Origin of the sequence: Nocardiopsis sp. LOL_012 (assembly GCF_048060475.1) — a bacterium.
In the GTDB taxonomy this organism is placed as follows: Bacteria; Actinomycetota; Actinomycetes; order Streptosporangiales; family Streptosporangiaceae; genus Nocardiopsis.
The window spans coordinates 1-26523 of sequence record NZ_JBHMIV010000023.1; the positions used below are offsets into that span (position 1 = coordinate 1).

The following is a 26523-nucleotide window of genomic DNA, read 5'->3' on the forward strand; positions in this document are numbered from 1 at the left end:
GCTGCCACGGTTGTTTGTTGAAGAAGGGGTCGGGGTCGTTCCTTGTGGGGGCGGCTCCGGTTCTTTCTTTTTTGTTGCCGGGGATTGTGCAATCGTGAATGGCGGTGGGGCGGCTCCGAACGGCCGCTGAGATCGGGTCATGGGAGAATCGCCCCTATGACCCCTATGACGAAGAACATGCCCGAGGAACTCCTGGCGGTCGCCGAGTCGGCCAAGGGATTCATGCCCACGGACGAGGGCGCCGTTCTCTTCACCACCGCACTCGACTACGCGCACGTCGGTCCCATCCTGGAGATCGGGACCTACTGCGGCAAGTCCACGGTCTTCCTGGGGGCGGCAGCCCGGCAGGCGGGGGGAAAGGTCTACACGGTGGACCACCACCGGGGCTCCGAGGAGCACCAGGTGGGATGGGAGTACCACGACGAGACCCTGGTGGACGGCGCCAGCGGGAAGTTCGACACCCTGCCGCACTTCCGCCGCACGATCACCCGGGCCGGGCTGGACGACGAAGTGATCGCCCTGGTCGGCCCCTCGGCAGATCTCGCCCGTGTCTGGGGCGCGCCGATCGGGATGCTCTTCATCGATGGCGGCCACAGCGAGGAGGCCGCCCAGAACGACTACACCGGATGGAGCCCGCACCTCGCGGTGGGCGGCGCGCTGGTCATCCACGACGTGTTCCCCGACCCCGCAGACGGGGGTCGGCCACCCTACGACATCTACCGCAGGGCCCTCGGCTCCGGCCGCTTCGAGGAGCGGCGGGCGGTCGGATCGATGCGCGTCCTCGAACACGTCGAGTGACCTGTGCGGGAGAACACCCTGGCGCTCGATATCGCTTGTATAACGGGGAAGCCGGTGCCGGATCCTCCGTTGGGAGCGAGGCCCCCGACGATCTGCTGTTTTCCGCGGGTATCGTGGATGGGAGGACCGGGCGGACATGGCGTTATTCCCCGAGCCATTGCTTCGGTCCTGATTTCCACTGAACCGAAGCAGGGTACTCGCGCGTCGAAGTCGACGAGGTCGCAGACAGCGGTGCCGGCACGTGATTGGTCATGGGGGCGGGGAACTGAGCGAGAGCACACACGGCGGCGGTGGGGCGGACGGGCAGCGTCCTGAGACCGATACGCCGGAAGACACCAACACCTCTGCTGAAGAGCTGCCCAGCGAGACGACTCCTGAGAGCGGTGTTCCCACTGCGGACGAGGGGCAACCCTCCGAGAACGCAGGGGATGCCCCCGCTCCCCAGTTCATCAACCCCGTCTCGTTCAAGACCAGCGGATCCTTCTTCCGGGAGCGAGTCGCCCAGGCCCTGGCGGAACAGGGGTTCGGTACCGACGAGCCCACCGCTGAACCCACTGCGGACAAGGACGAGGACCCCGTGTCCTCCGAGGGGTCCGAGGACACGGAGCGGTCGGCGCAGCCGGTGGAAGCCGCCGCCGATACCGGAGAAGAGGACGGGGAGGCGACCCTTCCCGAGCCGAGCGGGGCCGACGTCTCCGGGACCGGTGCCTCCGAGCGGGACCGTACCGCTGAAGGCGCCGCCGGAGCGGACGAGGGCGGCGAGGCCACCCTTGCCGCTCTCGACAGGGCCGACATCGCCGAAGAGGTAGCCTCCGGGAAGACGGCCGGAGCCACGACGGACCCGGGGGACAGGACGGAGCCCTTCGAGGCGCCGCCCGTGTCCGCTGCCGCCGCCGCTGCGCCGGAGGCCGCTGCCCCGGAAGCGGGTGACCACGGCACTGGCGCGTCGTCTTACGGGGCCGAGAGCGCTTCGGTTCACTCGGGAGCGCAGGCCGACGGCGGCGGTGCCGAGGCTGGAACCGGTGCCGAGGCCGACGACGCCACGGAGCGGCTGTGGCCGACCGGGCAGCGGCTCTCCGAGGTGGAGACCGCTGACCGGGCTCCCCGCCCCGCCGCGCCGACCCCCGGCCCCGCCTCCGCGGCGGCTGCGGGCGGCACACCGCCTCCGGAGCACTTCGGTCCCCCGTCCGCGCCGCCGCAGGGCCCCCCGGTCCCGGGCGGCCCTCCGACGGGACCGGGCAGTCCGAAGGGCCGCCCGTCCGGCAAGCGCACCAGGCCTCTGTGGTGGCGGATCGTCCGGGTCCCCCTCGTCGTCCTGGGACTGATCCTCGTCGTCGGCTGCGGAGTGTTCGCCTACTTCTACTCCACGGTCGAGGTCCCCGACGCGGCCAAGGCCGACGTCTTCACCGAGGGCTCCACCTTCTACTACGCCGACGGCGAGACCGTGTTCGCCGAGCGCGGCGTCGACCGGGAGATCCTCTCCTACGAGGAGATGATCGCGGGCGGGGACCACATGGTCGAGGCGGTCATCTCCGCCGAGGACCGGGGCTTCTGGGAGGAGCCCGGCGTCTCGGTGAGCGGGACGACCCGCGCCGTCTGGAACACCGCCACCGGGCAGCAGGTGCAGGGCGGTTCCACCATCACCCAGCAGATGGTCCGCAACTACTATGAGGGCGTTTCCCTGGAGCAGACGGTCAGCCGGAAGGTCCAGGAGATCGTCATCGCCATCAAGATCGACCGGAGCGAGTCGAAGGAGTGGGTGATGGAGCAGTACCTCAACACCATCTACTTCGGCCGCCAGGCCTACGGGGTCCAGGCCGCCGCCGAGGCGTACTACCGCAAGGACGTCCAGGATCTCACTCCGGAGGAGGCCGCGTTCCTCGCCGCTGCCATCCAGCAGCCGACCCGGTTCGGTGAAGCCGACGTGGAGACCACGCCGGCGATGGAGGAGCGCTGGCAGTACGTCATCGACGGCATGGTCGTCACCGGTGCCATCACCCAGGCCGAGGCCGACGCCATGGAGTTCCCGGCGCCCGAGCCGACCCGCCAGGGCTCCGACCTCAGTGGGTACCGCGGCTACATGCTCCAGGAGGCGATGAGCGAGCTGGAGCGGCTCGGCTTCACCGAGGACATGATCAACCGGCAGGGCTACCGGATCGTCACCACGTTCGACCGGGGCATGATGCAGGCCGCCTACGACGCGGTCGACGCCCTCGTCACACAGGAGGACCTGCCCGAGGGCGTCAACATCGGCCTGAGCAGTGTGGACCCGGCCACCGGCGAGGTCCTGGCATTCTTCGGCGGGCACGACTACAACGCCAACCAGTACGACAGCTCGTTCCTGGGGTCGGCGCAGGCGGGGTCGGCGTTCAAGCCGTACGTGCTGGCGACCGCGCTCGAACAGGGCATCGGCCTGTACACGACGGTGGACGGGCGCGGCCCGAAGGACATCAACGGCGCCCGTATCCAGAACGCGGGCAACTCGGCCGGCGGCATCATGACGCTCACCCAGGCGACCCAGGTGTCCAACAACCTGGGCTACATCGAACTCGCCGAGCGGGTGGGCTACGAGGAGATCCGGGAGACCGCCTACGCGGCCGGACTGCCCGAGGGCAGCATCCCCGACAGGCAACTGGTCCCGGTCATGCCCCTGGGCGCGAACAGCGTCAGCCCGGTCGACCAGGCCAGCGGGTATGCCACCTTCGCCAACGGCGGTGTGCACGTCGAGAGGCACGTGGTCAGGGAGATCGTCAACCGGGACGGTGAGAACGAGCGCCCGGAGGTGGAGAGCGGCCGGGTGCTGTCCGAGGCCACCGCCGCCGACCTCACCTACGCCCTGGAGGGTGTGGCCAACAACGGAACCGGCCGGAACGCGAACCTGTGGGACCCGGACCACCCTACCGCGGGCAAGACGGGGACCGTCCGGGACGAGCAGAGCGGCGGGACCGCCGCCGCCTGGTTCGTCGGGTACACGCCCCAACTGTCGACGTCCGTCGGGGTGTACAGCGACAACAACCGCGGCTTCACCATCCCCGGCCAGGTCATCGCCAGCACGGGACTGCCCTCGCAGATCTGGAACGACTACATGACGGTCGCGATGGAGGGCTACGAGCCCGCCTCCTTCCCGGAGCCGGCGTTCGGCGGGACCGACCAGAACTGGGCACCGGTGATCACCGAGCCGCCCGCGGAGGACACCGGAGAGCCCGAGGAACCGACCCTCCCGGAGGCTCCTGAGCTCCCCGAGCTGCCGATCGATCCCCCCGTCGACCCGGTCGACCCCGTCGATCCGGTGGACCCGGGCGGGACCGGCACGCCGGTGGACCCGGGCGGCGGTGAGACCGACCCCTGGGGCGGTGGGGACACACGCGACGGAGTACCGGGGGAGTCCAGGTAGCCGGGTAGCACGAGGGGCGCCCTCCGCGTCGACGGATGCGGAGGGCGCCCCGTCAGTCTTCGTCCCAGGCGTGCAGGAACACCCGGGAGCCGCCGGTCGCCCCGGCCAGGGCGTCCACCGCCAGGATCACGGCCGCCGAGGTCCAGGTGCTGCGCTCCACAGGCCAGCGGGTCTGCTCGGTGAACTGGTAGCCGGTCCAGTAGGCGCCGTCACGGGGGTCGCGCAGGTGCTGCACGTCCCGCAGGAGCCGGACCGCGGCCTCACGCTCGCCCATGGCGGTCAGGGCCAGGACGAGTTCGGACGACTCGGCCGCGGTCACCCAGGGTTGGTCGCTCACGCAGCGCACCCCCAGGCCCGGGACGACGAACCGGTCCCAGCGCTCCTTGAGGCGCTCCTTGGCGGCCACGCCGGTCACGGCACCGCCGAGGATCGGGTAGAACCAGTCCATCGAGAACCGGCTCCGGTCCGCGAACAGGTCCTCGCGCCCGTTGATGAGCTCCTCCAGGCGGTCGGCGGCCGCCTCCCACGCGGGGCGCTCCCGGCCCAGGCGGGCGCCCAGGGCGGCACCGCAGCGCAGCGCGTGGTGGACGCTCGAACAGACGGTGAGCAGCGCGTGGTCGCCCGGGGACCCGTCCTCCGCGCGTGCCCACAGGATCTCCCCGTGCGCGCCGCGCAGGGCCAGGGCGAACTCCAGCCCCTCCTCCACGAGCGGCCACATCCGTTCGGCGAACACGGTGTCACCGGTGGTCAGCAAGTGGTGCAGCAGCCCGACCGCGGGGTAGGCGGCGTGGTTGGCCTCGCGCAACCCGGCGGCCGGGACCCCCTGGCGGAACTTGGCGGGCCAGCCGCCGCCGGGGTGGCGGACCGACTCCAGCCACAGGTAGGCGCGGCGGGCGGCCGCGGCGTGGGAGGGGACGGACAGCCCGGTGACGGTCAGGGCCATGGCGCACTCGACGTGGTCCCACACGTCGGTGTGGCCGCCGGGAAACCAGGGGATCGCCCCTCCCGGCTCCTGGCTGTGCGCCAGGTACTCGGCGGAGCGCGCGATCTGTTCGGCTCTCAGTACCCCCGGGAGGCTGAGGAGGGCGCCCATCAGGAGCCGAGGGGCTTGCGCACGTACACGGCGACGCTCTTGCCCAGGAGGGGGTTGAGCAGGTGTTCGGCCACCCGGGTCACCTTCGGTGCCTGGAGCATGTCCCACACCAGCAGGTCGTGGTAGCGCCGGGCCGCCGGGTGGTCGTCGTTGTCCGTTCCGACGGCGCACTTGATCCACCAGTAGGGCGAGTGCAGCGCGTGGGCGTGGTGGTGCGGGCCGATCTCGAAGCCGGTGGCCTTGAGCTTGGCCTCCAGTTCGGCGCGCGTGTAGATGCGGATGTGGCCGCCCTCGTTGGTGTGGTACTCCTCCGAGAGCGCCCAGCAGATCCGTTCGGGCAGGAAGCTCGGCACGGTGACCGCGGCGATCCCGCCGGGGCGCAGTACGCGGTACAGCTCCTCCATGGCGGCCGTGTCGTGGGGGATGTGCTCGAAGATCTCCGCCGCGACGACCCGGTCGAAGGAGCCGTCGTCGAAGGGCATGTCGAGGGCGTCACCCTTGACCGTCTCGGCCGCGGCCCCCTCGGGCGCCTCGCCCTCGGCGCGCATGGCCGAGAACATCGTCTGGACATCGGCCAGGTCGGAGACGTTCTGGTCGAAGGCGACGACGTCGGCGCCGCGGCGGTACATCTCGAAGGCGTGCCGGCCGCCACCGCAGCCGAGGTCGAGAACGCGGTGGCCCGGCCCGACGGGGAACAGGGCGAAGTCGACGGTGATCAGTGGAGGCTCCTCGGGTCAGGCGTCGTGCGCGGGGGCCGCTGGTCCGGGGGCACCCCGGACGGCGTCGATGGTGGAGGCGTAGCGGCGGGCGGTGAGTTCGGCGACGGCGCGCCAGGTGAACCGCTCCTGGACGCGGCGCCAGGCGGCGGCCCCCATGCGGGCGCGTTCCCGGTCGTCGTCGAGCAGGTCGGTGAGCGCGCCCGCCAGGATCTCGGGGTCTCCCGGGGGGATGAGGCGTCCGGCGTCGCCGTCGGTGCCCACGACCTCGGGGAGGGCCCCCGCGTGGCTGGCCACGAGCGGCGTGGCGCACGCCATGGCCTCCACGGCGGGGAGGGAGAACCCCTCGTAGAAGGAGGGGACGACGGCGATCTGGGCGCTGGCGATCAGTTCGGCCAGTGCCGTGTCGTCGATGCCGTTGACGAAGGTGACACGGTCGGAGAGCGACAGTTCGTCCACGAGCCGGTCGGTGGGGCCGCCGGGGCGGGGCTTGCTGACGATGGTCAGGGACACGTCGCGTTCGGTGGCGATCTTGGCGGCGGCGCGCAGGAGGGTGGCCACGCCCTTGAGCGGGCTGTCGGCGCTGGCCGTGCACACGATGCGTCCGGGGACGCGCTCCACCTCGGTGCGGGGGTGGAAGTGGCGGGTGTCCACGCCCAGGGGCGTGACCTCCATGGCGGAGGGGGCGACGCCGAACTCCCCGGCGATGTCGTCGGCGGAGGAGCGGGAGGGGACGAGGATCGGGTTGAGTCTGCGGGCGACTCTGGCCTGCATCTTGACGAACCCGTACCAGCGCCGTTTGGAGAGTTTGTGCAGCCCCTTGGCCTCGGCGATCTCGATGCGGCGGTCCACGCTGATGGGGTGGTGGATGGTGGTGACGAGGGGAAGTCCCGCGGCGGCGATGCGCAGCAGACCCCAGCCGAGGGTCTGGTTGTCGTGGACCACGTCGAAGTCGGTGAGGCGCTGGCGCAGGGCGCGGTTCGCGCGCAGCGAGAACGTGAGGGGTTCGGGGAAGCCGGCGGTCCACATGGTGGCGACCTCCAGGACGTCGATCCAGTCGCGCCACCGGGTAGGGGGCGGGGTCTTGAACGGGTGCGCGTCGTTGTAGAGGTCGAGGGAGGGGATCCTCTCCAGTGTGACGCCCTCGTCGAGGACGGGGTAGGGCTGGCCGGAGAAGACGGTCACCTCGTGTCCGAGGGCGGCGAGTTCCCGTGACAGGTGGCGTACGTACACGCCCTGGCCGCCGACGTGCTGTTTGCTTCGGTAGGACAGCAGCGCGACGCGCAGGGGGCGGCTGGGTCCGGTGCCGGCGCCCGGCTGGGTCAAGAGTCCACCTCTCATGGGGTCGCGGGTGCGGTCACCGTCGGTGTGAGTGCGGGGCCGTCCGGTGAGGCCGTGCGGGTGCCCACATGTTACTCGGGAGTTGTGTGGGGGTTCGCGTGGGGATGGGCTGAACGTCATCCGGTGGGTGGGTTCAGGGTGTGGCGATCCAGCGCGGCCGGTCGGCGGGGCCGGTCCGTGACACGCGTGCGCGTTCCTCCAGGGTGCGCAGGTGTGCGGCGGTCTCGGAGGCGGCCATGTGGCGGGACCGCGGGCCCATCGTCTCCCAGGCGCGCTTCCAGGACAGGCGGGAGGTGACCTCCCACAGCGTGGCGGGCCCCTCCGAGAGCAGGGCCGCCATCGCGTCGAGGCGCTTCTCGTGGTGGCCGGTGATCTCCGCGGTGCGTTCGGGCAGGCCCGTGAAGCGGGACTCGTGCGAGGGCAGGCAGGTCAGCACGTCGGCGTCGGGCAGCAGGCCGATGGCGGCCTGGGAGGTGAGGAAGTCGCCCAGCGGGTCCCCCTCGGCGGCGTGGAGGGGGAACTGGCCCACGTGTGGGGTGATGCCGGGAAGGACGTGGTCCCCGGTGAAGAGGAGGTGCGCGTCGGCCAAGTGCAGGCACAGGTGTCCGGGCGAGTGGCCCGGGGTCCACACCGCCCGCAGGTCGCGCCCGGGCAGTTCCACGGAGGCCCCGTCGTCGATGGGGAGGTCGGCCGGTTCGGGGGGTGCCAGCACGTGCGGGGCGGCGAGGAACGTGTCGATCTCCTCCGAAGGGAAGCCTGCGGCCCGCAACTGCGCGGCGATGGACTCGGCGCGCCGCTCGGGGGCGGTCGAACGCAGTTGCTCGACCACGGCGATGTCGGCGGGGTGCATGGCGATCCAGGCGTCGGAGGCCTCCCGGAGGCGGCCGACGAGGCCGGTGTGGTCGGGGTGGAAGTGGGTGAGGACGGCGCCGCGGATGTCCTCGACCGCGTGCCCGGCCTGTTCGAGGCCGAGGGTGAGCGCCTTCCAGGAGTCGTCGTGGTTCCAACCGGTGTCGATGAGCACCGGCCCCTCGTGGCCCTCGACCAGGTAGACGAACGTGAAGCCGAGCGGGTTGCCGGGGATGGGCACGGGCAGGCTCCACACGCCGTTGCCGAGGCTCTCGACCTGGGGGATGTCGTTCATCAGTGGCGACCTCTCCAATGGAAACCGAATCACGTTCGAGTCTAGGTTGGGGTGCCGCGCACCGTGGGTGCCGGGGTGCGCCGGCGGCGGTTCCCCGGCCGTGGACGACCGTACGCGAGGCCCGCGGCGGCGGTGGTGGGCCCGGGCGCGCCGTCCCGGACGGTCCGTGCGCCGTTGGATAACGTGTTGCCGTTCGGCCTTCGCGGGAGCGTCGGGAGGCGGTGGCCGGGGCGGCCGTAGGGCGAGGGGGACCCGTGGAGGCGCAGGCGTCGGCTGAGGGTGCGGTGCGGCACCGGGAGCAGCGCCGCGAGCGCATCGTGCGGACCGCCGCGGTGCTGGTCGCGCGCGTCGGCGTCGACGCCATGCAGATGCGGTCGGTGGCCGAGCGGGCCGGGGTCGCGCTCGGCACCCTCTACCGTTATTTCCCCTCCAAGATGGACCTGGTCGCGGCGGTGGCAGCCGAGGAGGTCGATCGGATGGAGAGCGGGATCGCCCCTACCCCGTCCACGGCGCCGACGCCGGCCGGGCGTGCCGTGGACGTCCTGATGCGTGCCACGCGGTGGCTGATGCGCGAGCCCGAACTCGCCGACGCGCTGGTCCGGTCGCTCCTGACGGCCGAGGGCGCGCCCGGGACGCGTGTCTGCGACCTCGTGCGGCGGGCAGCCGGGGAGCCCGGCAGCGGGGGGTCGGTCGACCGGGAGGACCCGGGGCAGGTCCTGGCCGGGGCGCTGACCAGCGTGTGGGTCCTCGAACTGGTGGGGGTCCTGCGGGGCCGCCGCGACCCCGACGGTGTCGAGCGGCGTCTGCGCACCGTTGCGGAGCGCCTGCTCCCACCTCGCTGAATGATCCCTCACTCGCCGCCGAGGAGCAGGTCGAGCAGGCCGCCGATCAGCCCGTCCGGGGTGTCCTGCCCGCCGTCCGCCGTACCGCCGCTGGGGCTCTCCTGCGGGGCCGTCGCGGTCTCGGGGGACGGCGGAGGGGAGGACGCGGGTTCGGGCGGGGAGGCCGGGGCGGCGGACTCGGCGTCCGCCGCCGACGGGGACTCGGGGGCGCCGGAGGGGGAGTCCTCCGCGGAGGGGGCGGTGTCCTGTGGGCGGCCGGCGGTGGACTGGTTTCCGAGCGTCCCCTCACCGGGGTGCGTGTCGGTGGGGGAGGGCGGTGCGGGGACGTCGTGCACCTGAGGGCTGCGCGCGGCCTCGGGCGCCTCGGTTCCGATCACGGTCGGGGGCGCGCCGAGCGCACTGGCCCACGACCAGAGGACGACGGCCAGGGCGATCGTGACCAGCCCCGAGACGGCCGACAGCGGCCAGTGCCGGGGCAGGGACCGCTGTTCGGGGGCGTGCACGGCGTCCGGGGCGTCCAGGGCGGTGGTCACCTCCTCGCGGACCGGGTGGTCGCGGGTGGTGACGCGATCCCCGGGCAGGGCGCGCGGCAGGGGCTCGGCGGGAGGCTCGGACGTCTCCGGTTCGGGCTCCTCTGCGGGGCCGCCCGCGCGGCCCCGGTGTACCGGGTACCCCTCCGCGGTGAGTGGACGCATCGCGTCGGCGATCCGTGCGCGTGCTCCGGCCAGGGCCGGGTCCAGGCAGGTGCCGACCACGAGGCCGCGCAGGCCGGGGGGCGGGCCGGGCGGCCGGAGCAGGGCGAGGGCGGAGGAGACCTGTTGGACCTGGGTGCGCCACAGGGCCTCCGGGTCCTGGAAGGCGTCGTGTTCGGCCAGCCCCTCGAAGGCGCGGCGGATCGCCGAGCGCGACAGTTCGGAGCACAGCGCCCCGTCCAGGCCGAGGACGCGCGCGATGGCGGCAGGCGGCAGGGCGTGGCGCAGGTTCAGCTCGACCAGTTCCCGGTGGCTCGCGGGCAGCCGGGAGAACATGCGTGCCACCGGCTCCTCCGCGGGGACGGTGGCCAGGTGCGTGTAGGGGCAGGTGAGGGCGAACCCCCGGTGCTGGCAGGCGGAGCGGACCAGCGCGTAGAGGCGGGGCCCGCGGTCGTCGGGGTCGTCGCGGCCAGGGGTGAGGGCGACGGCGGCGACCAGGCCGTCGTGCACGGCCTCGGCCGCGAGGTCGGCCGGAGCGGTCCCCTCGTCCCGCTCGGGGCCGGGCACGGCGGTGCCGCCCAACAGGGTCCAGGCGTACCGGTACAGAGCGGGTGCGAAGGCGTCGTAGAGCGCCTCCACATCGGCCTGTGCCGGTACGCCTCTTTCGGTGTTTTCGCTACCTCTGGTCACGATTCTCCCCCCGCTCGAACCGAGACGCTAGCGAGGGGAGTCCAGCGCTGCTGGAGAATCGATGACCTGTGGCCTGAAGGTAAGACTTCTGTTACCACAGGTACAAAGAAGCCTTCCCTTTCGGTGGTGGGCGACCGTCGGAGCGCCCCCTCACTCACCGCCCCGCGACGGGGAGCCGATAGCGATCATGCGCTCGACCGAGCGGCGGGCGCGCTCGGAGGTGCCGGTGTCGACGGTGATCTCGGTGGTGCCCAGACGCAGCGAGTCGAGTAGCTTCTGGGAGTCGATCATCTTCATGTAGTGGCACTCGGCGCGCGAGTTCACCGGTTCGAACTCGGTGACGCTGTTGCTGTTGCGCAGTTGGTGCAGCATGCCGGTCTCGGTGGCGATGAGCACCTTCTTGGCGCTGGTGTTCTCCGCGGCGGTGAGCATTCCGCCGGTGGAGAGGATCTTGACGCGCTCCTGGGGGACGGCGCCGCTGCCCACGAGGTACAGGGCCGAGGTGGCGCAGCCGCACTCGGGGTGGACGTAGACCTCCGCGTCCGGTTCGGACTCCACCCGCTCGCGCAGGGTGTGGCCGTCGATGCCGGCGTGGACGTGGCACTCGCCCATCCACACGTGGATGTTGTCCCTGCCGGTGACCCGCTTGACGTGCGCGCCCAGGAACTGGTCCGGGAGAAAGAGGATCTCCCGGTCCTCGGGGATGGAGCGGATGACGTCGGCGGCGTTGGAGGAGGTGCAGCAGATGTCGGTCTCGGCCTTGACCGCCGCCGTGGTGTTCACGTAGGCGACCACGACGGCGCCGGGGTGCTCGGCCTTCCAGGCCCGCACGTCCGCGGCGGTGATGGTGTCGGCCAGCGAGCACCCGGCGTTCGGGTCGGGCAGCAGGACGGTCTTCTCCGGGGCGAGGATCTTCGCGGTCTCGGCCATGAAGTGCACGCCGCAGAAGACGATGGTGCCGGCGTCGACGCTCGCGGCCAGCCGGGAGAGGGCCAGGGAGTCACCCGTGTGGTGGGCGACGTCCTGGATCTCCGGGCGCTGGTAGTTGTGCGCGAGGATGACGGCGTCGCGCTCGTCGGCCAGGCGGCGGACCTCGTCGGCCCATTCCTGCCTGCTCATGGTGTCCGCGGAGGCGGTGACCGGTGCCATTGTGTACTACTTCCTTGAGGCTGGGGCGCGCCGCTCGGGGCGCCGCGCCGGGGTCGGTTGTTCCTGACCGCTGGTTTTTGTCTGTCAGTCACAAACCTCGTGTAGCTTAACATGACGTGCAACAGAAGGGACAGGGGTGGACATCCCCGCAACAAACGGACAGGTTATGGCGGATCCCACAGGGCACGCAGAGCCTCTCGCCGCGCACGAGGCCCTGGCGGTGGTGCTGCAGATCCGCGCGGGCCGCCTGTGCGTCCTGCTATGGCGCCGCGCACTGCCGCCCTGCGAGGGTGCGTGGGCCCTGCCCGGCGGACGCCTGCGGCCCGACGAGAACCTGGGTGCCTCCATCGCGCGCCAGCTCGCCCAGAAAGTCGACGTGCGCGATCTCTCCCACCTGGAGCAACTGGAGACCCGCAGCGACCCCGGCCGGCGCCCCGGGCACCGCACACTCGCCACGGCCTACCTCGGCCTGGTCCCCGCCCACATCGACCCCGTCGTCCCCGGCGACACCGACTGGCACCCGGCCTCGGACCTGCCGGCGATGGCCTTCGACCACGCCTCCATCGTCCGCTCCGGGCGCAAGCGCCTGCGCTCCAAGCTGAGCTACACGAACGTGGGCTTCGCACTGGCGCCCCCCGAGTTCACGATGTCGGAGCTGTCGGGGTACTACCGGGCCGCCCTCGGACACGACGTGACCGCCACCAACCTGCGCCGGGTCCTGCTGCGGCGCGGACAGATCGAGGAGACCGGGAGGTCGGTGCCCTCGGGCCGCTCCGGCGGGCGCCCCGCCGCGCTCTTCCGCTTCCGAGCGCGCGAACTGGAGGTCACCGACGCCTTCGCCGTGCTGCGCCCGCCCGAACGTGCCTGACCGGAGGGACGAGGACCCCGATAGACTCCCTGACCGTGGCAATTCGTACTGCGGTGTTCGACGTCGGCGAGACCCTGGTCGACGAGACCCGGATCTTCGAGCGCTGGGCCGCCCGGCTGGGGGTCCCGCGCATGGCCTTCTTCGGCACCATCGGCGGCGTCATCGCCACCGGCGGGACCCTCACGGAGGCGTTCCGCCTCGTCGCCCCGGGGTTCGACCTGGAACTTGAGAGCGCGCGCTGGCGCGAGGAGGAACCCGACGGGGAGCGGGAGCACTTCGGAGAGGCGGACCTGTACCCCGACGTGCGCCCCGCCTTCGCCGCGATGCGCGGAGCCGGGCTGTCCCTGCTGATCGCCGGGAACCAGCCCCCCGAGGCCGGACCGGCCCTGGAGGCCATGGACCTGGGCGTCGACGGCATCGGCATCTCCGACACCTGGGGCGTGCACAAGCCCGAGCCCGCGTTCTTCGACCGCGTCCTCGCACTCGCCGCCGCCGACCGCCCGGCGATCACCCCGGACGAGATCCTCTACGTCGGGGACCGGGTCGACAACGACGTCCTGCCCGCCCGCCGGGCCGGGATGCGCACGGCCCTGCTCCGCAGGGGCCTGTACGGCTACCGGCACGCCGCGGCCCCGGAGGCCGCCGAGGCCGACGCGGTCGTGGACGACCTCCACCAGCTCGCCGCCTGGATCGGGTCGTTCCCGTCCTGAGACGCTTGTGCTGGGGCGCCCTCGCTGTGTGGGTCAGTCCACCGAGTGGTAGCGGCCCGCCCGGCGCACCAGGGCCGGGCCCCTGCCCCCGACAGCGGGCAGGCCAACGATGTCGGCGAAGAACACCGCGTGGTCGCCGACCTCCACCTTCTGCCGCACCGAGCACTCCAGTGCCGCCAGCGCGTCGTCGAGGACCAGGGCGCGCGTGTGCCCGCCCCGGTGGTGGGGCTGGCCCGAGACGAGCAGGCGGGCGCTGGGCCGCCCCTCCGCGGAGAAGCGGCCCGCCAGGGCGCGCTGGCCGGCGCCGAGCACGCTCACCGCGAAGGCGCCGACCTCCTCGATCACCTCGGCCATGTAGCCGTCCGAGCCCACGCTCACCGACACGATCGGAGGGGCGGTCGAGACCGATCCGAACGCGCTGACCGTCGCTCCGACGTCGTCACGGCCGTCGGCCACGGTCACGACGGTCACACCGGTGGCCACGAGTGCCATCGCGTCCAGGAACGGGCCGGTCAACGGACCTCCCAGCCGCCGGGCATCGTCAGCGGGCCCGCGGCGGGCAGCCCCATGGCCAGGGCCGCCTGCTCCAGCGGACCCCAGGCCCCCAGGGTGCTCTGAGGCTGGGCGGCGGCCAGGTCCTCGCTGGACTCGTGCGAGCGGAGCCGGTCCAGCGGGTGCGTGTGCGGGAACGGCCGCAGCGGCAGCGGCCCGGAACCTGCCCTGGCGCGGGCCAGGCGCACCGCGGTGGCCAGCCCGCCGAGTTCGTCCACCAGGCCGTGCCCGTGGGCGTCGCGGCCCGTCCAGATCCGTCCGCGCGCCACCTCGTGCACCTGTTCGCGGGTCATGCCGCGCGCCTTGGCGACCTTGCCGACGAAGTCGTCGTAGATGTCGTCCAGCAGCGCGTTGACCCGCTCCCACTCCGACGTGCTGAAGGGGCGGGCGGTGTCGAACATCCCCGCGTGCGGTCCGCTGCTCACCGAGTCCGTGGTGACACCGAACCGCTCCATGAGCGCACCCAGGACCGGCTTGCCGACGATGACGCCGATGGACCCGGTGATGGTGCCGGGCTGGGCCACGACGGCGTCCGAGCCGAGGGTCACGTAGTACCCGCCCGAGCCGGCGATGTCGCCCATGGCCGACACCACGGGGATCCCCGCCTTGCTGGTCAGTTCGCTCTCGCGGCGGATCGCGTCCGAGGCGGTGGCGGAGCCGCCCCGGCTGTCGACACGGAAGACCACCGCCTTGACCCGGGGATCCTTGCGGGCGGCGCGGAAGGCGGCCGCCACGGTGTCCGACCCCATGACGGCGCCGCCGCCGAGCGGGGAGCGGCGCGACCGGCCCAGGGTGATCGGGCCGGACGCCGAGATCAGCGCGATGTAGCCGGGGCCGCCCGCCACCCTCGGCCTGGGGGCGGGCACGTGCTTGCGGTGGTAGCGCGCCACGAACCTCAGTTCCGGCTCGCGGCCCCCGCCGTGCTCGCGGCGCACGCGCTCCATCACGTCCCCGTACACCTCGTCGCGGTAGGCCAGGGCGTCGACCAGGCCGGCGTCGAGGGCCTCCCGGGGCATGAACGGGCCGCGTTCGACCAGTTCCCGCACGGCCTCGCCCGTCAGACCGCGCGCTTGGGCGACAGCCTCGGTGACCTGGTCGCTGAGCGAGGTGACGATCCCGTCCACCGCCTCGCGGTGGGCGTCGGTGAACCCGGTCTCGGTGACCCCGTTCAGGGCGTTCTTGTACTCGTGCCGCTTGCCGACCTCGTAGGTGACCCCGAGCTTGTCGATGGCGCCCTTGACGAAGGTGCCCCGCATGATCAGCCCGGTCAGGCCGAGGGAACCGGTGGGGGACATGACCACCCGGGAGAACGCGCACGCCAGGTAGTACGGGAGGTTGCCCGACCCGGCCTCGCCGAAGGAGTCGGCCCACGCGATCGCGGGCTTGCCCGAGGCGCGGAAGTCCGCGACCGCCTCGCGCAGCTCCTGTACCTTGGCGAACCCGAGGTTGCGGGCGTCGATCCTCGCGACCAGCGCCGCGACCCTCCGGTCGCGCGCGCCCCGCCGGAGCCCCTCGACGACGTCGAGGAAGTGCTGTCGGCGGCGGTTCATGATCTGGCTGATCGGGTCGGAGGGGGCCTCGTCGGCGACCCCCTCGGTCAGGTCCAGTTCCAGCACCAGCGGCCCGTGCGGGCGCGGTCCCAGACCGGAGAGGGACAAGGGCTCCGTGATCTTCGCGAGGTCCACCATGGCCCCAGGGTAGTGGCCGCTGTCCAGCCGGTCCCGCGTCCGGCGCGGCTCTCTGGTGATTCGGCCGGTGTATTCCGCTAGCTGCGTTTACGCGAGGTCTGCCGTCTATGCCCTAAGGTCGGAGTGTTCTGATCCGCGGGACGCAGGTTGAGAGGGACGACGCATGGCGGGCACGAGGGACGGGACCGTCCACGGCGGACGGGTGACCGGGGCGGTTCGGGCCGGAGCGGCCGCCGCCGCGGTCCTGGTGCTCGGCGCCTGCGCCGGCGGCGGGTCCGAGGGAGGGACCGCGGGGGGCGCCGAGATGGTGCTCGGGCAGAGCGGCTCGATGCCCCCGGTCGCGCCCTCCGACATGGAGGTCCTCGTCCCGACCGAGCTGTCGGGCATCGCCCTGGGGGTCCCGGAGGAGTGGGAGGCACGCCAGGAGGGCGGCGCGCTGTGCGTGATCCCGCCCGGGCAGCCCGACTGCGCCTACGGTTCGATCCGGTTGGTGCCCCACGCCGCGGAGAACCACCCCCAGGGCTGGCCGGGGAAGGACGAGTCCTTCAACGACGAGAACGGCTGGGCCGCCGCTCCCGACGAGTGCCGCAGCCTCAACACAGCGGCCTCGGGCAGTATCGGCGTGCGGGAGGCGAGCCTCTCCCACGGTTTCTTCGACCACGCCGACACCCTCACCTCGCACCACTCCGTGTGGACGGTGACCTGTGCCAACGACGACACCTTCGAGGTGCGGATGTGGTTCCTGCCGCTGAGCGACGTGCTCCTGTACGTGTGGTCGGCCGACGCCCAGTACGGCGCCGTCTACGACCGGATCGCCGAGTCCATGGACACCACGAACTACCAATGACCGGGGCGCGCTCGGCCCGCCGGAGGAAGTCCGGGCGGATTGTCCGGATCGGATGTCGGCACACCCCCGTGAAGGCCGTAGGGTCGTAGTCGTGGGGCGCCACAGGGTGGCGCCGGACGTTCGGCTACGGCGCAGATCGGGGTGCAGCACTGGTGACCACCATTGGAGCGGCGGGGCGTGTGGGGCAGTACACGCTCGACAACGGATTGCGCCTGGTGACCGTTCCGGCCTCCACCGGGCAGGTAGCCGCGGTGAACCTGTGGTACGGGGTCGGCTCCCGCCACGAGGTGCCCGGACGCACGGGCTTCGCGCACCTGTTCGAGCACCTGATGTTCCAGGGCAGCGGCAACGTCGTCAAGGGTGAGCACTTCGACGTGGTCGAGCGGCTGGGCGGCGAGATCAACGCCTCCACCTCCACCGACCGGACCAACTACTACGAGACGGTCCCCGAGCACGCGCTCGACCTCATCCTGTGGCTGGAGGCGGACCGCCTGTCCACCCTGCGCGAGGGGATGACCCAGGAGGTCCTCGACAACCAGCGCGACGTCGTCAAGAACGAGCGCCGCCAGCGCTACGACAACCAGCCCTACGGCACCGCACTGGAGCGCATCCTGCGCTTGGCCTACCCGGAGGGCCACCCCTACCACCACCCGACCATCGGCTCCATGGCGGACCTGGACGCGGCCGACCTGGACTACGTGAAGTCCTTCCACAAGGTGCACTACGGCCCGGACAACTGTGTTCTGACCGTGGTCAGCGGCCTCGACCCCGAGGACGTCCTGGCCCGCGTCAAGCACCACTTCGGCCCGATCCCCGCTCGCGAGTCCGCCCCCGAGGCGCCCGACGCCTCCCTCCCCGCGCCCCTGGGCGGCCCGGTGCGGGACGCGGTGACCGAGACGGTTCCCGCCGCCGGCGTGTTCGCCGGGTATCGCGTCGCCCCCTACGGCACGCGCGAGTTCGACGTCATGCACCTGGCCTCGGCGGTGCTCGGGCAGGGGCAGGGCAGCCGCCTCTACCGCTCCCTGGTGGTCGACCGGCCCATCGCCGCCGACGACGGCGGCGCCGCCGCGGACCTCCTGCCCTTCCGCTACACCGACAGCCTGCTGCTGGTGAACATGCTCTCCCGGGACGGGGTGAGCGGCGACGAGCTGGAGGCCGCCATGCGCGAGGAGATCGCCAAGCTCGCCTCGGGCATCACCGAGGAGGAGCTCGACCGCGCCCGCGCCGTCTTGGAGCGCGACCACCTCCAGTCCATCTCCGGACCGGCGGGCCTGGCAGACGCCCTCGGCAGTGCCACCCAGCTTCTGGGCGACCCCGAGCTCGTCTTCATCTGGCCCGAGCGCTGGGCCGACATCACCGCCGAGGAGGTCCGGTCGGCGGTCGAGCGCCTACTCGTCGACGACAACCTCCTCATCGTCCGCTTCGACCCCGAGACGGACGGGGAGCCGGCAGACGGGGTTCCCGAGACAGCCGCGCCCTAGTCCGATTCCGTACGCCGCAGAAAGAGCCGCAGAGCCATGCCGCAGACCCGCCCGGACCTCGGTGCCCCAGCGTCCTACTCCTTCCCCAAGCCCCAGCGGATCACCGTCGGGGGCGGCCGCATCGTGGCCGTCGACCTACCCGGCCAGCAGTTGGTCTCCCTCCGCCTCGTGCACCCCCGCGGGGGCGCCGCCGAGCCCCTCGACGCGATGGGCGTCAGCGCGCTCACCGGTGAGGTCCTGGAGGACGGCCCCGAGGGCAACAGCTCACTGGCCCCCGCCCTGGAGCGCCACGGGGCGGAGTGGACGTCCCGTGTCACCTGGGACGCCTTCATCACCGGTGTCGACGTGCCCGTCGCCCGCCTGAACGAGGCCGTGCGCCTGTTCGCCGACGCCGTGCGCCGCCCCGCCCTGAACGCCGACGACGTCGTCCGCCGCCGCGACCAGCTTCTGGAGCGCTTCTGGCTGGAGGCCGCCTCGGCCTCGACCCTGGCCATGCGCAGCCTGGGCGGCCAACTGTTCACCGGGCGCTACGCCACCCCGCTCGCCGGGGGGCCGGTGCGGCTCGCCGACGTCACCCCCGAGACGGTGGCGCGCTTCCACGCCGATTCCCTCAGCTCGGTCGCCGGGACGCTCGTGATCGTCGGCGACCTGTCCGGGGTGGACCTGGAGGCCCTGGGCAAGTCCGTGTTCGGGGACGCGCAGGCCGCCCTCGCCCCGGACACCGCCGAGCCCGCCCCGCCGCCCGGTGAGCTGCCCCGGGTCCTGGTGGTGGACCGCCCCGGTTCGGTGCAGTCGGCACTGGTCATCGCCCACCGGGCCCCGTCGCGCTCGCAGGTGGACATGCCGCGTGCGGACGGCGTCAGCGAGGTCCTGGGCGGTATGTTCACCTCCCGCCTCAACATGGAGCTGCGTGAGCGCCTGGGCTACACCTACGGTGCGGGTTCCCGGTTCGACCTGCGGCGCGACAGCGGTGTCTTCCTCGCCTCCACCCAGGTGGAGGCGGACACCACGGCGCACTCGATCACCTCGGCCCTGGAGCAGTTCGCCAAGCTCCGCGCCTCCGGGGTCACCGAGGAGGAACTGGAGTCGGTCCGCGAGTCCAACACCGTGGGGCTGCCCGTGGCCTACTCCACGGCCCGGGCCGTGGCGGGTGCGCTCGTCGACATCGTCGTCCACGACCTGCCCGACGACTACGTGGACCGCAACCGCGCCGGGTACGAGCGGCTCACCAAGGACGACCTCGACAGCGCGGCCGTGGAGTACCTGCGCCCGGACGAGGCCGTCGTGGTGGTCGTCGGCGACGCCGAGCGCCTGAGCGAGCCCCTCTCCTCCATCGGGGTGGGCCCGCTGGAGGTGCGCTCGCCCGAGAGCCTCTGGACCTGAGCGGGTCTCCCGTGTCCGGTGCCCCGGTCCCTCCCGGGGCGCTGGACATAACGAAAACGGACCCAGTTTCCGCGTCTTCCGGGGTCTACCTGCGTGTACTCGGCGCGGGACTGATATAACCAATGATCCGTGTACCTTCGTGGTGACAGCAACCGCAATGCTCCACAGGAGGCCGCCATGGCCGGTGAATGGACCCGTGGATAACCTTGTCCTCCCTAGACGACCCCCACATCCGGCGGCCCGACGCGTCGCCGAGTCCGGCGCACCCGGAGGAGACCGTCATGGCCGCCCCAGAGCCTGAGGGACGGCTGCTCCAGGGGCGCTACCAGCTCACGTCGGAGATCGCCCGCGGCGGCGTGGGCACGGTCTGGCGTGCCACCGACCGCGTCATCGACCGCGAGGTCGCCGTCAAGGAGCTGCGCCTGCCCGACGACCTCACCAAGGCCGAACGTGAGTCCCTCCTCCAGAGGACCACCCGTGAGGCGCGTGTGGCCGGACGGCTCACCCACCCCGGCCTCGTCACCGTCCTGGACGTGGTGGACGAGGACGCGCGCCCGTGGATCATCATGGAGCTGGTCGAGGCCTCGACCCTGGAGGAGATCATCCAGTTGGGCGGGCCGCTGCCCTATCAGCGGGTGGCGGAGATCGGCCTCCAGTTGATCGACGCGCTCCAGGTGGCGCACGCCGAGGGCATCGTCCACCGCGACGTCAAGCCGGACAACGTGATGATCAGCGAGTCCGGCCGGGTGGTGTTGACCGACTTCGGACTGGCGGCGTGGAACGGCGAGTCCGCGCTGAGCCAGTCCGGGCGCATCATCGGATCCCCGGCCTACATCCCGCCGGAGCGCGCCAAGGCCGGGCCGGTCGGTCCGGAGTCGGACCTGTGGTCCCTGGGAGCCACCCTGTACGCGGCGGTCGAGGGCCACCCGCCCTACGACCGCAAGGGCTACATCAAGATCCTGCGCCAGGAGCAGTTGGACGAGCCGGCCGAGGCTGCCAACGCCGGCCCGCTCGCCCCGGTCCTGGCGGGCCTGCTCAAGGTCGACCCCGACGCCCGTCTCAGTGCCGCCCACGCGGCCAAGATGCTGCGGATCGCGGCGCTGGCCCCCTGGGCCCCCGACCGCACCCGGGAGGATGCCGGGGCCGAGGAGTCCGACGATGCCGGTGAGGGGGAGACCGAACGCGAATCGGCGCGGGAGCACTTCCGTGCCGGTGCCCACGCTCTGGCCGAGTCCATCAACGAGCGGCTGCGCAACCGCCCCGACGCCATGGACTCGTTCATGAGTTCGGTCCGCGAGTCCACCGACACCCTGGGGCTGACCCACGCGGGCCGACACGTGGAGAAGCGCAGTCGCCTTCCGGTGGTGGCCGCCACCGTTGTGGTGCTGGTGGGGGTCATGGTGGCGCTGGCGATCGTGCTCTGGGCCCTGATGGGCCGCTGAGCCCCGCGGCGGGGGTCCGGGGGTTGTCCCCCGGGGGGAGGTGACGGGCGGTCCGGTGAGGTGGCCGAAGGCCCCCGAACAGGGGCATCCCGAGGCGGGGCGGAGCCCCAGCGGGGGTCCGGGGGTTGTCCCCCGGGGAGAGGTGACGGGCGGTCCGGTGAGGTGGCCGAAGGCCCCCGAACAGGGGCATCCCGAGTCCGTGGGGCCGGCGGGACTCGAACCCGCACTGTACAGCACCTAAAGCTGCCGTCTCCTGCCGATTGGACTACGGCCCCTATCGGGACAACTGTACCGGGACCGCGGGGCCGGGCGTCCGGCCCCGGGCCATGGCGGGGCGCTCAGATACCCAGTTCGCGCCTGATCCGGGCGACGTGCCCGGTGGCCTTCACGTTGTAGAAGGCCCGGGTCACCCTGCCGTCGGTGCCGACGACGACGGTGGAACGGATGACGCCCTGCACGAGGCGGCCGTAGTTCTTCTTCTCACCGAAGGCCCCGTAGGCGCGCAGTGTCCCCTTCTCCGGGTCGCCGAGCAGGGGGAAGGTGAGCCCCTCCTTGTCGCGGAAGGCGGCGAGCCGGTCCGGGGTGTCGGGGGACAGGCCCAGCACGGTGAAGCCCGCGGAGTCGAAGTCGCGGAGGTTGTCGCGGAAGTCGCAGGACTCCGTGGTGCACCCCGGCGTCATGGCGGCGGGGTAGAAGTACAGGACGACGCTCTTGCCGGTCTCCGCCAGTACCTCGCTGAGGGTGACGGGCTTGCCGTCGGCGTCGGGGAGGGTGAAGTCGGGTGCCTGGTCGCCGGGGGCCAGACGGATGGGCTCGCTCACGTGGTGTTCCTAACTCTGACTGACGGGGGCGGTCGGCCGCCTCGGGTCCCACCCTAACGACCGGGCGTCCGGCCGACGGTGTGCGCGGCGTGCTTGGATTGCGATTGCGGTTCGGTTCCTTCGGGACGCGGGAGCCAGGGCGTTCGTTCGCTACGCTGGGGCGCACCCGTGTTCTTCGACCGTGCGTGGGCCCCTGTGGCGGGCGGACCGGAAGAAGAAAGAGCCGGAACACACCCGCTTTGTGCTTTGGAGCGATGGGCCACGATGGCTGGATTCACACTCGACGAGGTCAGGACCCGGACGCTCAAGGAGCGCGACTCCTGGTGGACGGTCTATCTCGTGGACCCGATCGCGATCCGCCTCGTGCTCCTGGCGGCGAACAGGACGTCGCTCACCCCCAATCAACTGACGGTGGCCGCGCTCTTCCTGGGGCTGGGCGCCGCGGTCTGCTTCGCGCTGGGCTACTGGCAGGCGCTGCTGCTGGGGGCATTCCTGTACTACCTGTGCTTCCTCGTGGACTGCGTGGACGGCAAGCTGGCCAGGCTCACCGACAGCGAGTCGATCTTCGGTTCGTGGATGGACTACGTGTCCGACCGCTTCCGGGTGCTGGTGTGCGCGGTGGCCCTCATGGGCGGCCAGTACGTCCTCATGACGGAGCGGGACCCCGAGTCCGCGCCCGTGGTGCTGGCCTGGCTGGCGCTGGTCGTGGTGTTCCTGGACATGCTGCGCTACCTGAACGCGCTCCAGGTCCACAAGGTGCGTCGGGAGATGCGCTCACATCTGGCCGCTGCCCTGGAGCGGGCGCGCGCCACGCTGTCGATGCTGGAGCCGGAGGAGCGCGGCGGCCCCTCCGGCGGCGCGCTGAGCGACGGCGGGGAACAGGCCGTCCTGCGGCACGGCATCGGTGTCCTGGAGGAGATCCTGCGCAGCCAGAACGAAAGGGAGGCGCGCGACAACAGGGTGGCGGGGAAACAACCCGACCTGACCCTGCCCAAAGTGGACCTGCACCAGGAGTTCCGCTCCCGTTTTCCCTGGTATCAGCGTTTCTGGTGGGTGCTGAACGGACACAGGGTCCGCACCCACCTGTTCAGCGGTATCGAATTCCAGATCGCGATGTTCGTGGTCGCGCCCGTGGCCGTGGCCGTGAGCGGGATGCCCGCCTTTCTGGGGTGGATCGCCGTGGCGGCGGGTGTTTTGCTGCTCGTGTTCGAGATCGGCATCATCTATAAACTGTGGTTGTCCACGCGGGACTTCTTCCGTGTGGTCGACGGAATCGACGGCGCGTTGAGATTTTCCGGTCCGTCCGACGGCGCGGAGGAGACGGGCCCGGGCACCGGCCCGGAGGACCCGGGCCCGGACGCTTCGACGGAACGCCCCTGACTTCTAGGAAGGCAACCAATGACGGGAAGCGACACCGAACCGCGCCAGACCCCCGACCAGGTCCGGGACGAGATCAACCGTGAGCAGCGGCTGCTGGCCGAGACCCTCGACGCGCTGACCGACCGGGTCCGCCCGTCCTCCGTGGCGCGGCGCCAGATGGACCGGGTGCGTCGGCGGGGCTCCCGGATGGCCGACGGCGCGCGTGCGCTCGTGGGCAGGGGCCCGGGGCACGAGGAGGGCCTCCCCGTCGAGGTCGGGGAGGGGCTGCTGCTCAAGAGCGACGAGGAGCTGGTGGCCGCCTACGAGGAGTCGGACCGGCGGCTTCCCCCGGAGGCGCTGATCCTCATCGCCGGTGTCGGCGCGGTCGTCGCCGTCGGCGTGGTGGCGTGGGCGGTACGCCGCAGACAGGGGCTGTGAGCCCGGTTCGACGCGGGCGGGGGTCGGATCAGAGGAAGGTCTGGCCCTCGCCGCGGTAGGTCGGGACGGCCTCCACGTAGGTGCCCGTGTCGGAGTCGATCAGGTGCAGCGCGGCGAAGCGCTCGCACAGCTCTCCCGCCTTGGCGTGGCGCATCCACACCCGGTCCCCGACCGACAGGTCCCGTGCTGCCCTGCCCGTCAGCGGGGTCTGGACCTCGCCGGCGCCCTCGGTGGCGCTGTAGGACAGGCCCTCGGGCAGGTAGGGCACGGGTGGGCGGTGCCGGTCAACCGGGCCGGAGGCGGGGTAGCCGCCACCCAGTACCGTGGCCGTTTCCGGGGCGGGGCGGCGTACGACGGGCAGTGCGAACAGGGCCGCGGGGCGGCCGTCGAAGTCGCGGAAGTGGTCGAACAGGTGCGGGTGGTACAGCCCTGAGCCCGCGGCCAGTTCGGTGACGGCGCGTTCCCTGCCTGTGGTGTGCAGGCTGCCGGTGCCGCCCCCGTTGACGAAGCGGATGTCGGCGACCTCCCGGACGGCGCGGACGACGGCCGCCCTCCGTTTGGCCAGCTCGATGGCGGAGGCCCGCTGGACCGTGCGCAGGAGCCGCCCGTAGAGGGGGCGTCCGGGGGGCGCGTCGCCGACCCCGGCGATCTGGCCCTCGTAGGCCATGATCCCGTCGAGTTCCAGTCCGGGGCGGTCGGCGGCGGCGCGGGCGAGGGCGGCGGCCTGGGCCGGGGTCCGTACGGGGGAGCGGTGGGTGCCCACCCGCAGCCCCGGCCCGAGCGGCTGCCAACTGGTGTCGATGTCCAGGCACACCCGGATCGGTGGTGCTCCGGGGGCGTTGTCGGCCGCGGCGGCGATCATGTCCAGGTGGGCGGGGGAGTCCACCATGAGGGTGATGGAGCGCGCCGCCGCCGGGGTGCGCGCCAGCCGGGCGAGGGCGTCGGTGTCCGCGGTTGGGTAGGCCACGAGGATGTCGTCGCTGAGCGGCTCCCCGTCCGTGGCCAGCCAGAGGGCCTCGGGGAGGGTGAAGGCCATGATCCCGGCGTATCCGGGCAGGTCGAGGGCGGCCCGCAGGAGGGCCCGGCTGCGCAGCGACTTGCTGACGACCCGGACGGGCCGACCGTGGGCGCGCCGGGTGAGGGCGGCCGCGTTGGCGCGGAAGGCGGCCAGGTCGACGACGGCGAAGGGGGGTTGGAGGCCGTGGGTGGCGGACTCCAGACGCGCGCGCTGAGTGGTCATGCGACCGAGCATGCCAGAACGTGAAGAGTGTTCATGTCGTCGGGGGGCAGGGGCTGTGGCGCGCGGCGCCCTTCGGGGCCGCCGCGGCCGACCCCCGGTCCTGCCTCGGCCTATATCCTGGGCACCGTGGCTGTCCAAGCCGTTCCGATCCTGGAGTAGGCCCTTCATGAGTGAGCGCGAGTACGTCCTGACCCTTTCGTGCCCCGACAGTCGGGGCATCGTCGCCGCGGTGGCCAACCTGCTGTCCGACCACGGGTGCAACATCACCGAGAGTCAGCAGTACAGCGACCACTACACCGGCCGCTTCTTCCTGCGGATGCAGTTCGTGGTCGAGGAGGGGCCAGGCGGGGCCGTGGGTGAGGACGTCCTGCGCGGTGCCTTCGCCGCTCTGGCGGGCGACTTCGGGGGCTCCCCCGACCAGGTCGTGGAGTGGACCCTGCACGCCGTCGACGTCCGCCCGCGCATGATCGTCATGGTCTCCAAGTTCGGGCACTGCCTGAACGACCTGCTCTACCGGCACCGCAGCGGGCTGCTCGACATCGACATCGCCGCGGTCGTCTCCAACCACCCCGATCTGGAGTTCCTCGCCGACTCCTACGGGGTGGACTTCTACCACCTGCCGGTGACCGCCGAGACCAAGCCGGATCAGGAGGCCCGTCTCCTGGAACTGGTGGGCTCCTACGACGTGGACCTGGTCGTGCTGGCGCGGTACATGCAGGTGCTGACCGAGCGGCTGTGCGCCAAGATGTCCGGCCGGATCATCAACATCCACCACTCCTTCCTTCCGAGCTTCAAGGGTGCGCGCCCCTATCACCAGGCGCACAAGCGCGGGGTGAAGCTGATCGGGGCGACCGCCCACTACGTCACCGCCGACCTCGACGAGGGGCCGATCATCGACCAGCAGGTCTCCCGGGTCGACCACACCCACAGCCCGGAACAGCTCACCGCGATCGGCCGGGACCTGGAGTCGGTGGCCCTGGCGCGCGCCGTCAACTGGCACGCCCAGCGCCGGGTCCTGCTGAACGGGCACAAGACGGTCGTCTTCGACTGAGGTCCGCCCCGTCGGGGCCGGGACGCCATTGGGCGTCCCGGCCCCGGCTCTGTCGACCGGGGGTTTCGGACATACAAGCGCGTTTGAGGGGGAAGACCCTGGTCGTACCGCTCTTCTGGGGGTAGCGATGCCAGTTGGAGATGGATGGCAGTTTTATGACTGTCTCCACCTGGGGATATTACTTTTAGCTTCTTGATGGCTACTAAGAGTGTGTATACGGTGTGGTGGGGACGAACACCACCACAACGGATTTCGGCCCGACCGCATGGCGGGGTCGCGATCATAGGTTTCTGCACACAAGGGGGACCCGTGCCGGAGACAAGAACCGAGAGCAAGGTGCCCGGCGCACGCGAGGCGTCACGGGGTGAACAGGGGGCCTCGGCGGGAAGCGGCCACACGCACATCGCCGACGGCGTGGTGGCCAAGATCGCCGGGATGGCCGCGCGTGAGATCGGCGGGGTCCACGCCATGGGCGGTGGGAAGGCGCGTGCGGTCGGGGCCATGCGCGACGCGATGACGGGGGGCTCCGACGGGTCGGTGACACGCGGGGTCTCCGTCGAGGTGGGTGAGCGCCAGGCAGCCGTCGACATCGACCTCGTCGTCGAGTACGGCATCTCCATCCAGGACCTGGCCGGCTCGGTGCGCCGCAACGTCACCACGGCGGTGGAGCGGATGACCGGGCTGGAGGTCACCGAGATCAACATCAGGGTGGACGACATCCACCTGCCCGACGAGAGCGACGAGTCGGAGGGCTCGGACACGTCGGCACCGCGGGTCCGGTAGC

At 71.8% G+C, this 26523-nt stretch carries 23 protein-coding genes and 1 tRNA gene; 13 read left to right on the forward strand and 11 right to left on the reverse strand.

The genetic code is table 11. The annotated features are described in order from the left end of the window. Positions 1 to 165: 165 nt before the first annotated feature. Both ACFHWE_RS15580 and ACFHWE_RS15585 read left to right on the forward strand, forming a co-directional pair. A complete protein-coding gene (locus tag ACFHWE_RS15580) occupies positions 166 to 798 on the forward strand; it encodes a class I SAM-dependent methyltransferase (RefSeq protein WP_416602428.1) in 633 nt (210 codons plus the stop codon). A gap of 241 nt (positions 799 to 1039) precedes the next feature. Continuing rightward, a complete protein-coding gene (locus tag ACFHWE_RS15585; RefSeq protein ID WP_416602363.1) occupies positions 1040 to 4192 on the forward strand; it encodes a transglycosylase domain-containing protein in 3153 nt (1050 codons plus the stop codon). A 52-nt stretch (positions 4193 to 4244) separates the two neighbouring features. On the opposite strand, the gene ACFHWE_RS15590 is transcribed toward ACFHWE_RS15585, so the two are convergent. From ACFHWE_RS15590 to ACFHWE_RS15605, 4 genes are all read right to left on the reverse strand, one after another. Next, positions 4245 to 5285, reverse strand: coding sequence for a prenyltransferase (locus ACFHWE_RS15590; RefSeq protein WP_416602364.1), 1041 nt, complete (start codon positions 5283 to 5285; stop codon positions 4245 to 4247). Next, positions 5285 to 6004: a class I SAM-dependent methyltransferase gene (locus ACFHWE_RS15595; RefSeq protein WP_416602429.1), complete on the reverse strand. Its 720-nt coding sequence runs from the start codon at positions 6002 to 6004 to the stop codon at positions 5285 to 5287. The genes ACFHWE_RS15590 and ACFHWE_RS15595 overlap by 1 nt, the downstream gene beginning before the upstream one ends. 15 nt (positions 6005 to 6019) lie before the next feature. Beyond that, positions 6020 to 7327, reverse strand: coding sequence for a glycosyltransferase family 4 protein (locus ACFHWE_RS15600; RefSeq protein WP_416602365.1), 1308 nt, complete (start codon positions 7325 to 7327; stop codon positions 6020 to 6022). A gap of 148 nt (positions 7328 to 7475) precedes the next feature. After that, positions 7476 to 8486, reverse strand: a complete 1011-nt coding sequence (locus tag ACFHWE_RS15605; RefSeq protein ID WP_416602366.1) for an MBL fold metallo-hydrolase — start codon at positions 8484 to 8486, stop codon at positions 7476 to 7478. 254 nt (positions 8487 to 8740) lie between these two features. Here ACFHWE_RS15605 and ACFHWE_RS15610 point away from each other — a divergent pair, with 254 nt between their 5' ends. Next, positions 8741 to 9328: a TetR family transcriptional regulator gene (locus tag ACFHWE_RS15610; RefSeq protein ID WP_416602367.1), complete on the forward strand. Its 588-nt coding sequence runs from the start codon at positions 8741 to 8743 to the stop codon at positions 9326 to 9328. Between the two features lie 8 nt (positions 9329 to 9336). Here the strand turns inward: ACFHWE_RS15610 and ACFHWE_RS15615 are convergent, their stop codons facing one another. Then, on the reverse strand, positions 9337 to 10710 hold the full coding sequence (locus tag ACFHWE_RS15615) for a sigma-70 family RNA polymerase sigma factor (RefSeq protein WP_416602368.1): 1374 nt from the start codon (positions 10708 to 10710) through the stop codon (positions 9337 to 9339). Positions 10711 to 10860: 150 nt separating this feature from the next. Continuing rightward, a complete protein-coding gene (nadA, locus tag ACFHWE_RS15620; protein WP_416602369.1) occupies positions 10861 to 11859 on the reverse strand; it encodes a quinolinate synthase NadA in 999 nt (332 codons plus the stop codon). Between the two features lie 166 nt (positions 11860 to 12025). Here nadA and ACFHWE_RS15625 point away from each other — a divergent pair, with 166 nt between their 5' ends. Further along, a complete protein-coding gene (locus tag ACFHWE_RS15625; RefSeq protein WP_416602370.1) occupies positions 12026 to 12727 on the forward strand; it encodes an NUDIX hydrolase in 702 nt (233 codons plus the stop codon). Positions 12728 to 12762: 35 nt separating this feature from the next. Beyond that, positions 12763 to 13437: an HAD family hydrolase gene (locus tag ACFHWE_RS15630; RefSeq protein ID WP_416602371.1), complete on the forward strand. Its 675-nt coding sequence runs from the start codon at positions 12763 to 12765 to the stop codon at positions 13435 to 13437. Positions 13438 to 13470: 33 nt separating this feature from the next. On the opposite strand, the gene ACFHWE_RS15635 is transcribed toward ACFHWE_RS15630, so the two are convergent. After that, the gene (locus ACFHWE_RS15635; protein ID WP_416602430.1) at positions 13471 to 13929 is read right to left on the reverse strand and encodes a flavin reductase family protein; all 459 of its coding nucleotides are present in this window, start codon (positions 13927 to 13929) and stop codon (positions 13471 to 13473) included. Between the two features lie 20 nt (positions 13930 to 13949). Next, entirely contained in the window at positions 13950 to 15677 is a 1728-nt protein-coding gene (gene sppA / locus ACFHWE_RS15640; RefSeq protein ID WP_416602372.1) for a signal peptide peptidase SppA, read from the reverse strand. Between the two features lie 163 nt (positions 15678 to 15840). Between sppA and ACFHWE_RS15645 the strand changes: the two genes are divergently transcribed. From ACFHWE_RS15645 to ACFHWE_RS15660, 4 genes are all read left to right on the forward strand, one after another. Then, positions 15841 to 16524: a hypothetical protein gene (locus ACFHWE_RS15645; protein ID WP_416602373.1), complete on the forward strand. Its 684-nt coding sequence runs from the start codon at positions 15841 to 15843 to the stop codon at positions 16522 to 16524. Positions 16525 to 16676: 152 nt separating this feature from the next. Next, positions 16677 to 18005, forward strand: coding sequence for a M16 family metallopeptidase (locus tag ACFHWE_RS15650; RefSeq protein ID WP_416602374.1), 1329 nt, complete (start codon positions 16677 to 16679; stop codon positions 18003 to 18005). 36 nt (positions 18006 to 18041) lie between these two features. Then, complete coding sequence (locus ACFHWE_RS15655; protein ID WP_416602375.1) at positions 18042 to 19388, forward strand: M16 family metallopeptidase; 1347 nt, start codon at positions 18042 to 18044, stop codon at positions 19386 to 19388. Between the two features lie 281 nt (positions 19389 to 19669). Continuing rightward, positions 19670 to 20830 (forward strand): serine/threonine-protein kinase, encoded by a 1161-nt coding sequence (locus tag ACFHWE_RS15660; protein WP_416602376.1) that lies wholly within the window; start codon positions 19670 to 19672, stop codon positions 20828 to 20830. 200 nt (positions 20831 to 21030) lie between these two features. Here ACFHWE_RS15660 and ACFHWE_RS15665 read toward each other — a convergent pair. Continuing rightward, positions 21031 to 21105: transfer RNA gene (locus tag ACFHWE_RS15665), tRNA-Leu, on the reverse strand. A 63-nt stretch (positions 21106 to 21168) separates the two neighbouring features. Continuing rightward, positions 21169 to 21651: a peroxiredoxin gene (locus ACFHWE_RS15670; protein ID WP_416602377.1), complete on the reverse strand. Its 483-nt coding sequence runs from the start codon at positions 21649 to 21651 to the stop codon at positions 21169 to 21171. A gap of 264 nt (positions 21652 to 21915) precedes the next feature. Here ACFHWE_RS15670 and ACFHWE_RS15675 point away from each other — a divergent pair, with 264 nt between their 5' ends. Together ACFHWE_RS15675 and ACFHWE_RS15680 are read left to right on the forward strand one after the other, a co-directional pair. Next, positions 21916 to 23031: a CDP-alcohol phosphatidyltransferase family protein gene (locus tag ACFHWE_RS15675; RefSeq protein WP_416602378.1), complete on the forward strand. Its 1116-nt coding sequence runs from the start codon at positions 21916 to 21918 to the stop codon at positions 23029 to 23031. Between the two features lie 18 nt (positions 23032 to 23049). Beyond that, a complete protein-coding gene (locus ACFHWE_RS15680) occupies positions 23050 to 23448 on the forward strand; it encodes a DUF3618 domain-containing protein (RefSeq protein ID WP_416602379.1) in 399 nt (132 codons plus the stop codon). A 28-nt stretch (positions 23449 to 23476) separates the two neighbouring features. Here ACFHWE_RS15680 and ACFHWE_RS15685 read toward each other — a convergent pair whose 3' ends face one another. Next, the gene (locus ACFHWE_RS15685) at positions 23477 to 24688 is read right to left on the reverse strand and encodes an alanine racemase (protein ID WP_416602380.1); all 1212 of its coding nucleotides are present in this window, start codon (positions 24686 to 24688) and stop codon (positions 23477 to 23479) included. Between the two features lie 166 nt (positions 24689 to 24854). Here ACFHWE_RS15685 and purU point away from each other — a divergent pair, with 166 nt between their 5' ends. Further along, positions 24855 to 25739, forward strand: a complete 885-nt coding sequence (purU, locus tag ACFHWE_RS15690; RefSeq protein ID WP_416602381.1) for a formyltetrahydrofolate deformylase — start codon at positions 24855 to 24857, stop codon at positions 25737 to 25739. A gap of 309 nt (positions 25740 to 26048) precedes the next feature. Beyond that, the gene (locus tag ACFHWE_RS15695) at positions 26049 to 26522 is read left to right on the forward strand and encodes an Asp23/Gls24 family envelope stress response protein (protein WP_416602382.1); all 474 of its coding nucleotides are present in this window, start codon (positions 26049 to 26051) and stop codon (positions 26520 to 26522) included. Position 26523: the final 1 nt, after the last annotated feature.

Bases quoted from the DNA above. Each gene is read 5' to 3' on its own strand.
- ACFHWE_RS15580 (WP_416602428.1), top strand. From the start codon at position 166: ATGACGAAGAACATGCCCGAGGAACTCCTGGCGGTCGCCGAGTCGGCC.
- ACFHWE_RS15590 (WP_416602364.1), bottom strand. From the start codon at position 5,285: ATGGGCGCCCTCCTCAGCCTCCCGGGGGTACTGAGAGCCGAACAGATC.
- ACFHWE_RS15605 (WP_416602366.1), bottom strand. From the start codon at position 8,486: ATGAACGACATCCCCCAGGTCGAGAGCCTCGGCAACGGCGTGTGGAGC.
- nadA (WP_416602369.1), bottom strand. From the start codon at position 11,859: ATGGCACCGGTCACCGCCTCCGCGGACACCATGAGCAGGCAGGAATGG.
- ACFHWE_RS15625 (WP_416602370.1), top strand. From the start codon at position 12,026: ATGGCGGATCCCACAGGGCACGCAGAGCCTCTCGCCGCGCACGAGGCC.
- ACFHWE_RS15635 (WP_416602430.1), bottom strand. From the start codon at position 13,929: ATGGCACTCGTGGCCACCGGTGTGACCGTCGTGACCGTGGCCGACGGC.
- sppA (WP_416602372.1), bottom strand. From the start codon at position 15,677: ATGGTGGACCTCGCGAAGATCACGGAGCCCTTGTCCCTCTCCGGTCTG.
- ACFHWE_RS15645 (WP_416602373.1), top strand. From the start codon at position 15,841: ATGGCGGGCACGAGGGACGGGACCGTCCACGGCGGACGGGTGACCGGG.
- ACFHWE_RS15655 (WP_416602375.1), top strand. From the start codon at position 18,042: ATGCCGCAGACCCGCCCGGACCTCGGTGCCCCAGCGTCCTACTCCTTC.
- ACFHWE_RS15660 (WP_416602376.1), top strand. From the start codon at position 19,670: ATGGCCGCCCCAGAGCCTGAGGGACGGCTGCTCCAGGGGCGCTACCAG.
- ACFHWE_RS15675 (WP_416602378.1), top strand. From the start codon at position 21,916: ATGGCTGGATTCACACTCGACGAGGTCAGGACCCGGACGCTCAAGGAG.
- ACFHWE_RS15680 (WP_416602379.1), top strand. From the start codon at position 23,050: ATGACGGGAAGCGACACCGAACCGCGCCAGACCCCCGACCAGGTCCGG.
- ACFHWE_RS15685 (WP_416602380.1), bottom strand. From the start codon at position 24,688: ATGACCACTCAGCGCGCGCGTCTGGAGTCCGCCACCCACGGCCTCCAA.
- purU (WP_416602381.1), top strand. From the start codon at position 24,855: ATGAGTGAGCGCGAGTACGTCCTGACCCTTTCGTGCCCCGACAGTCGG.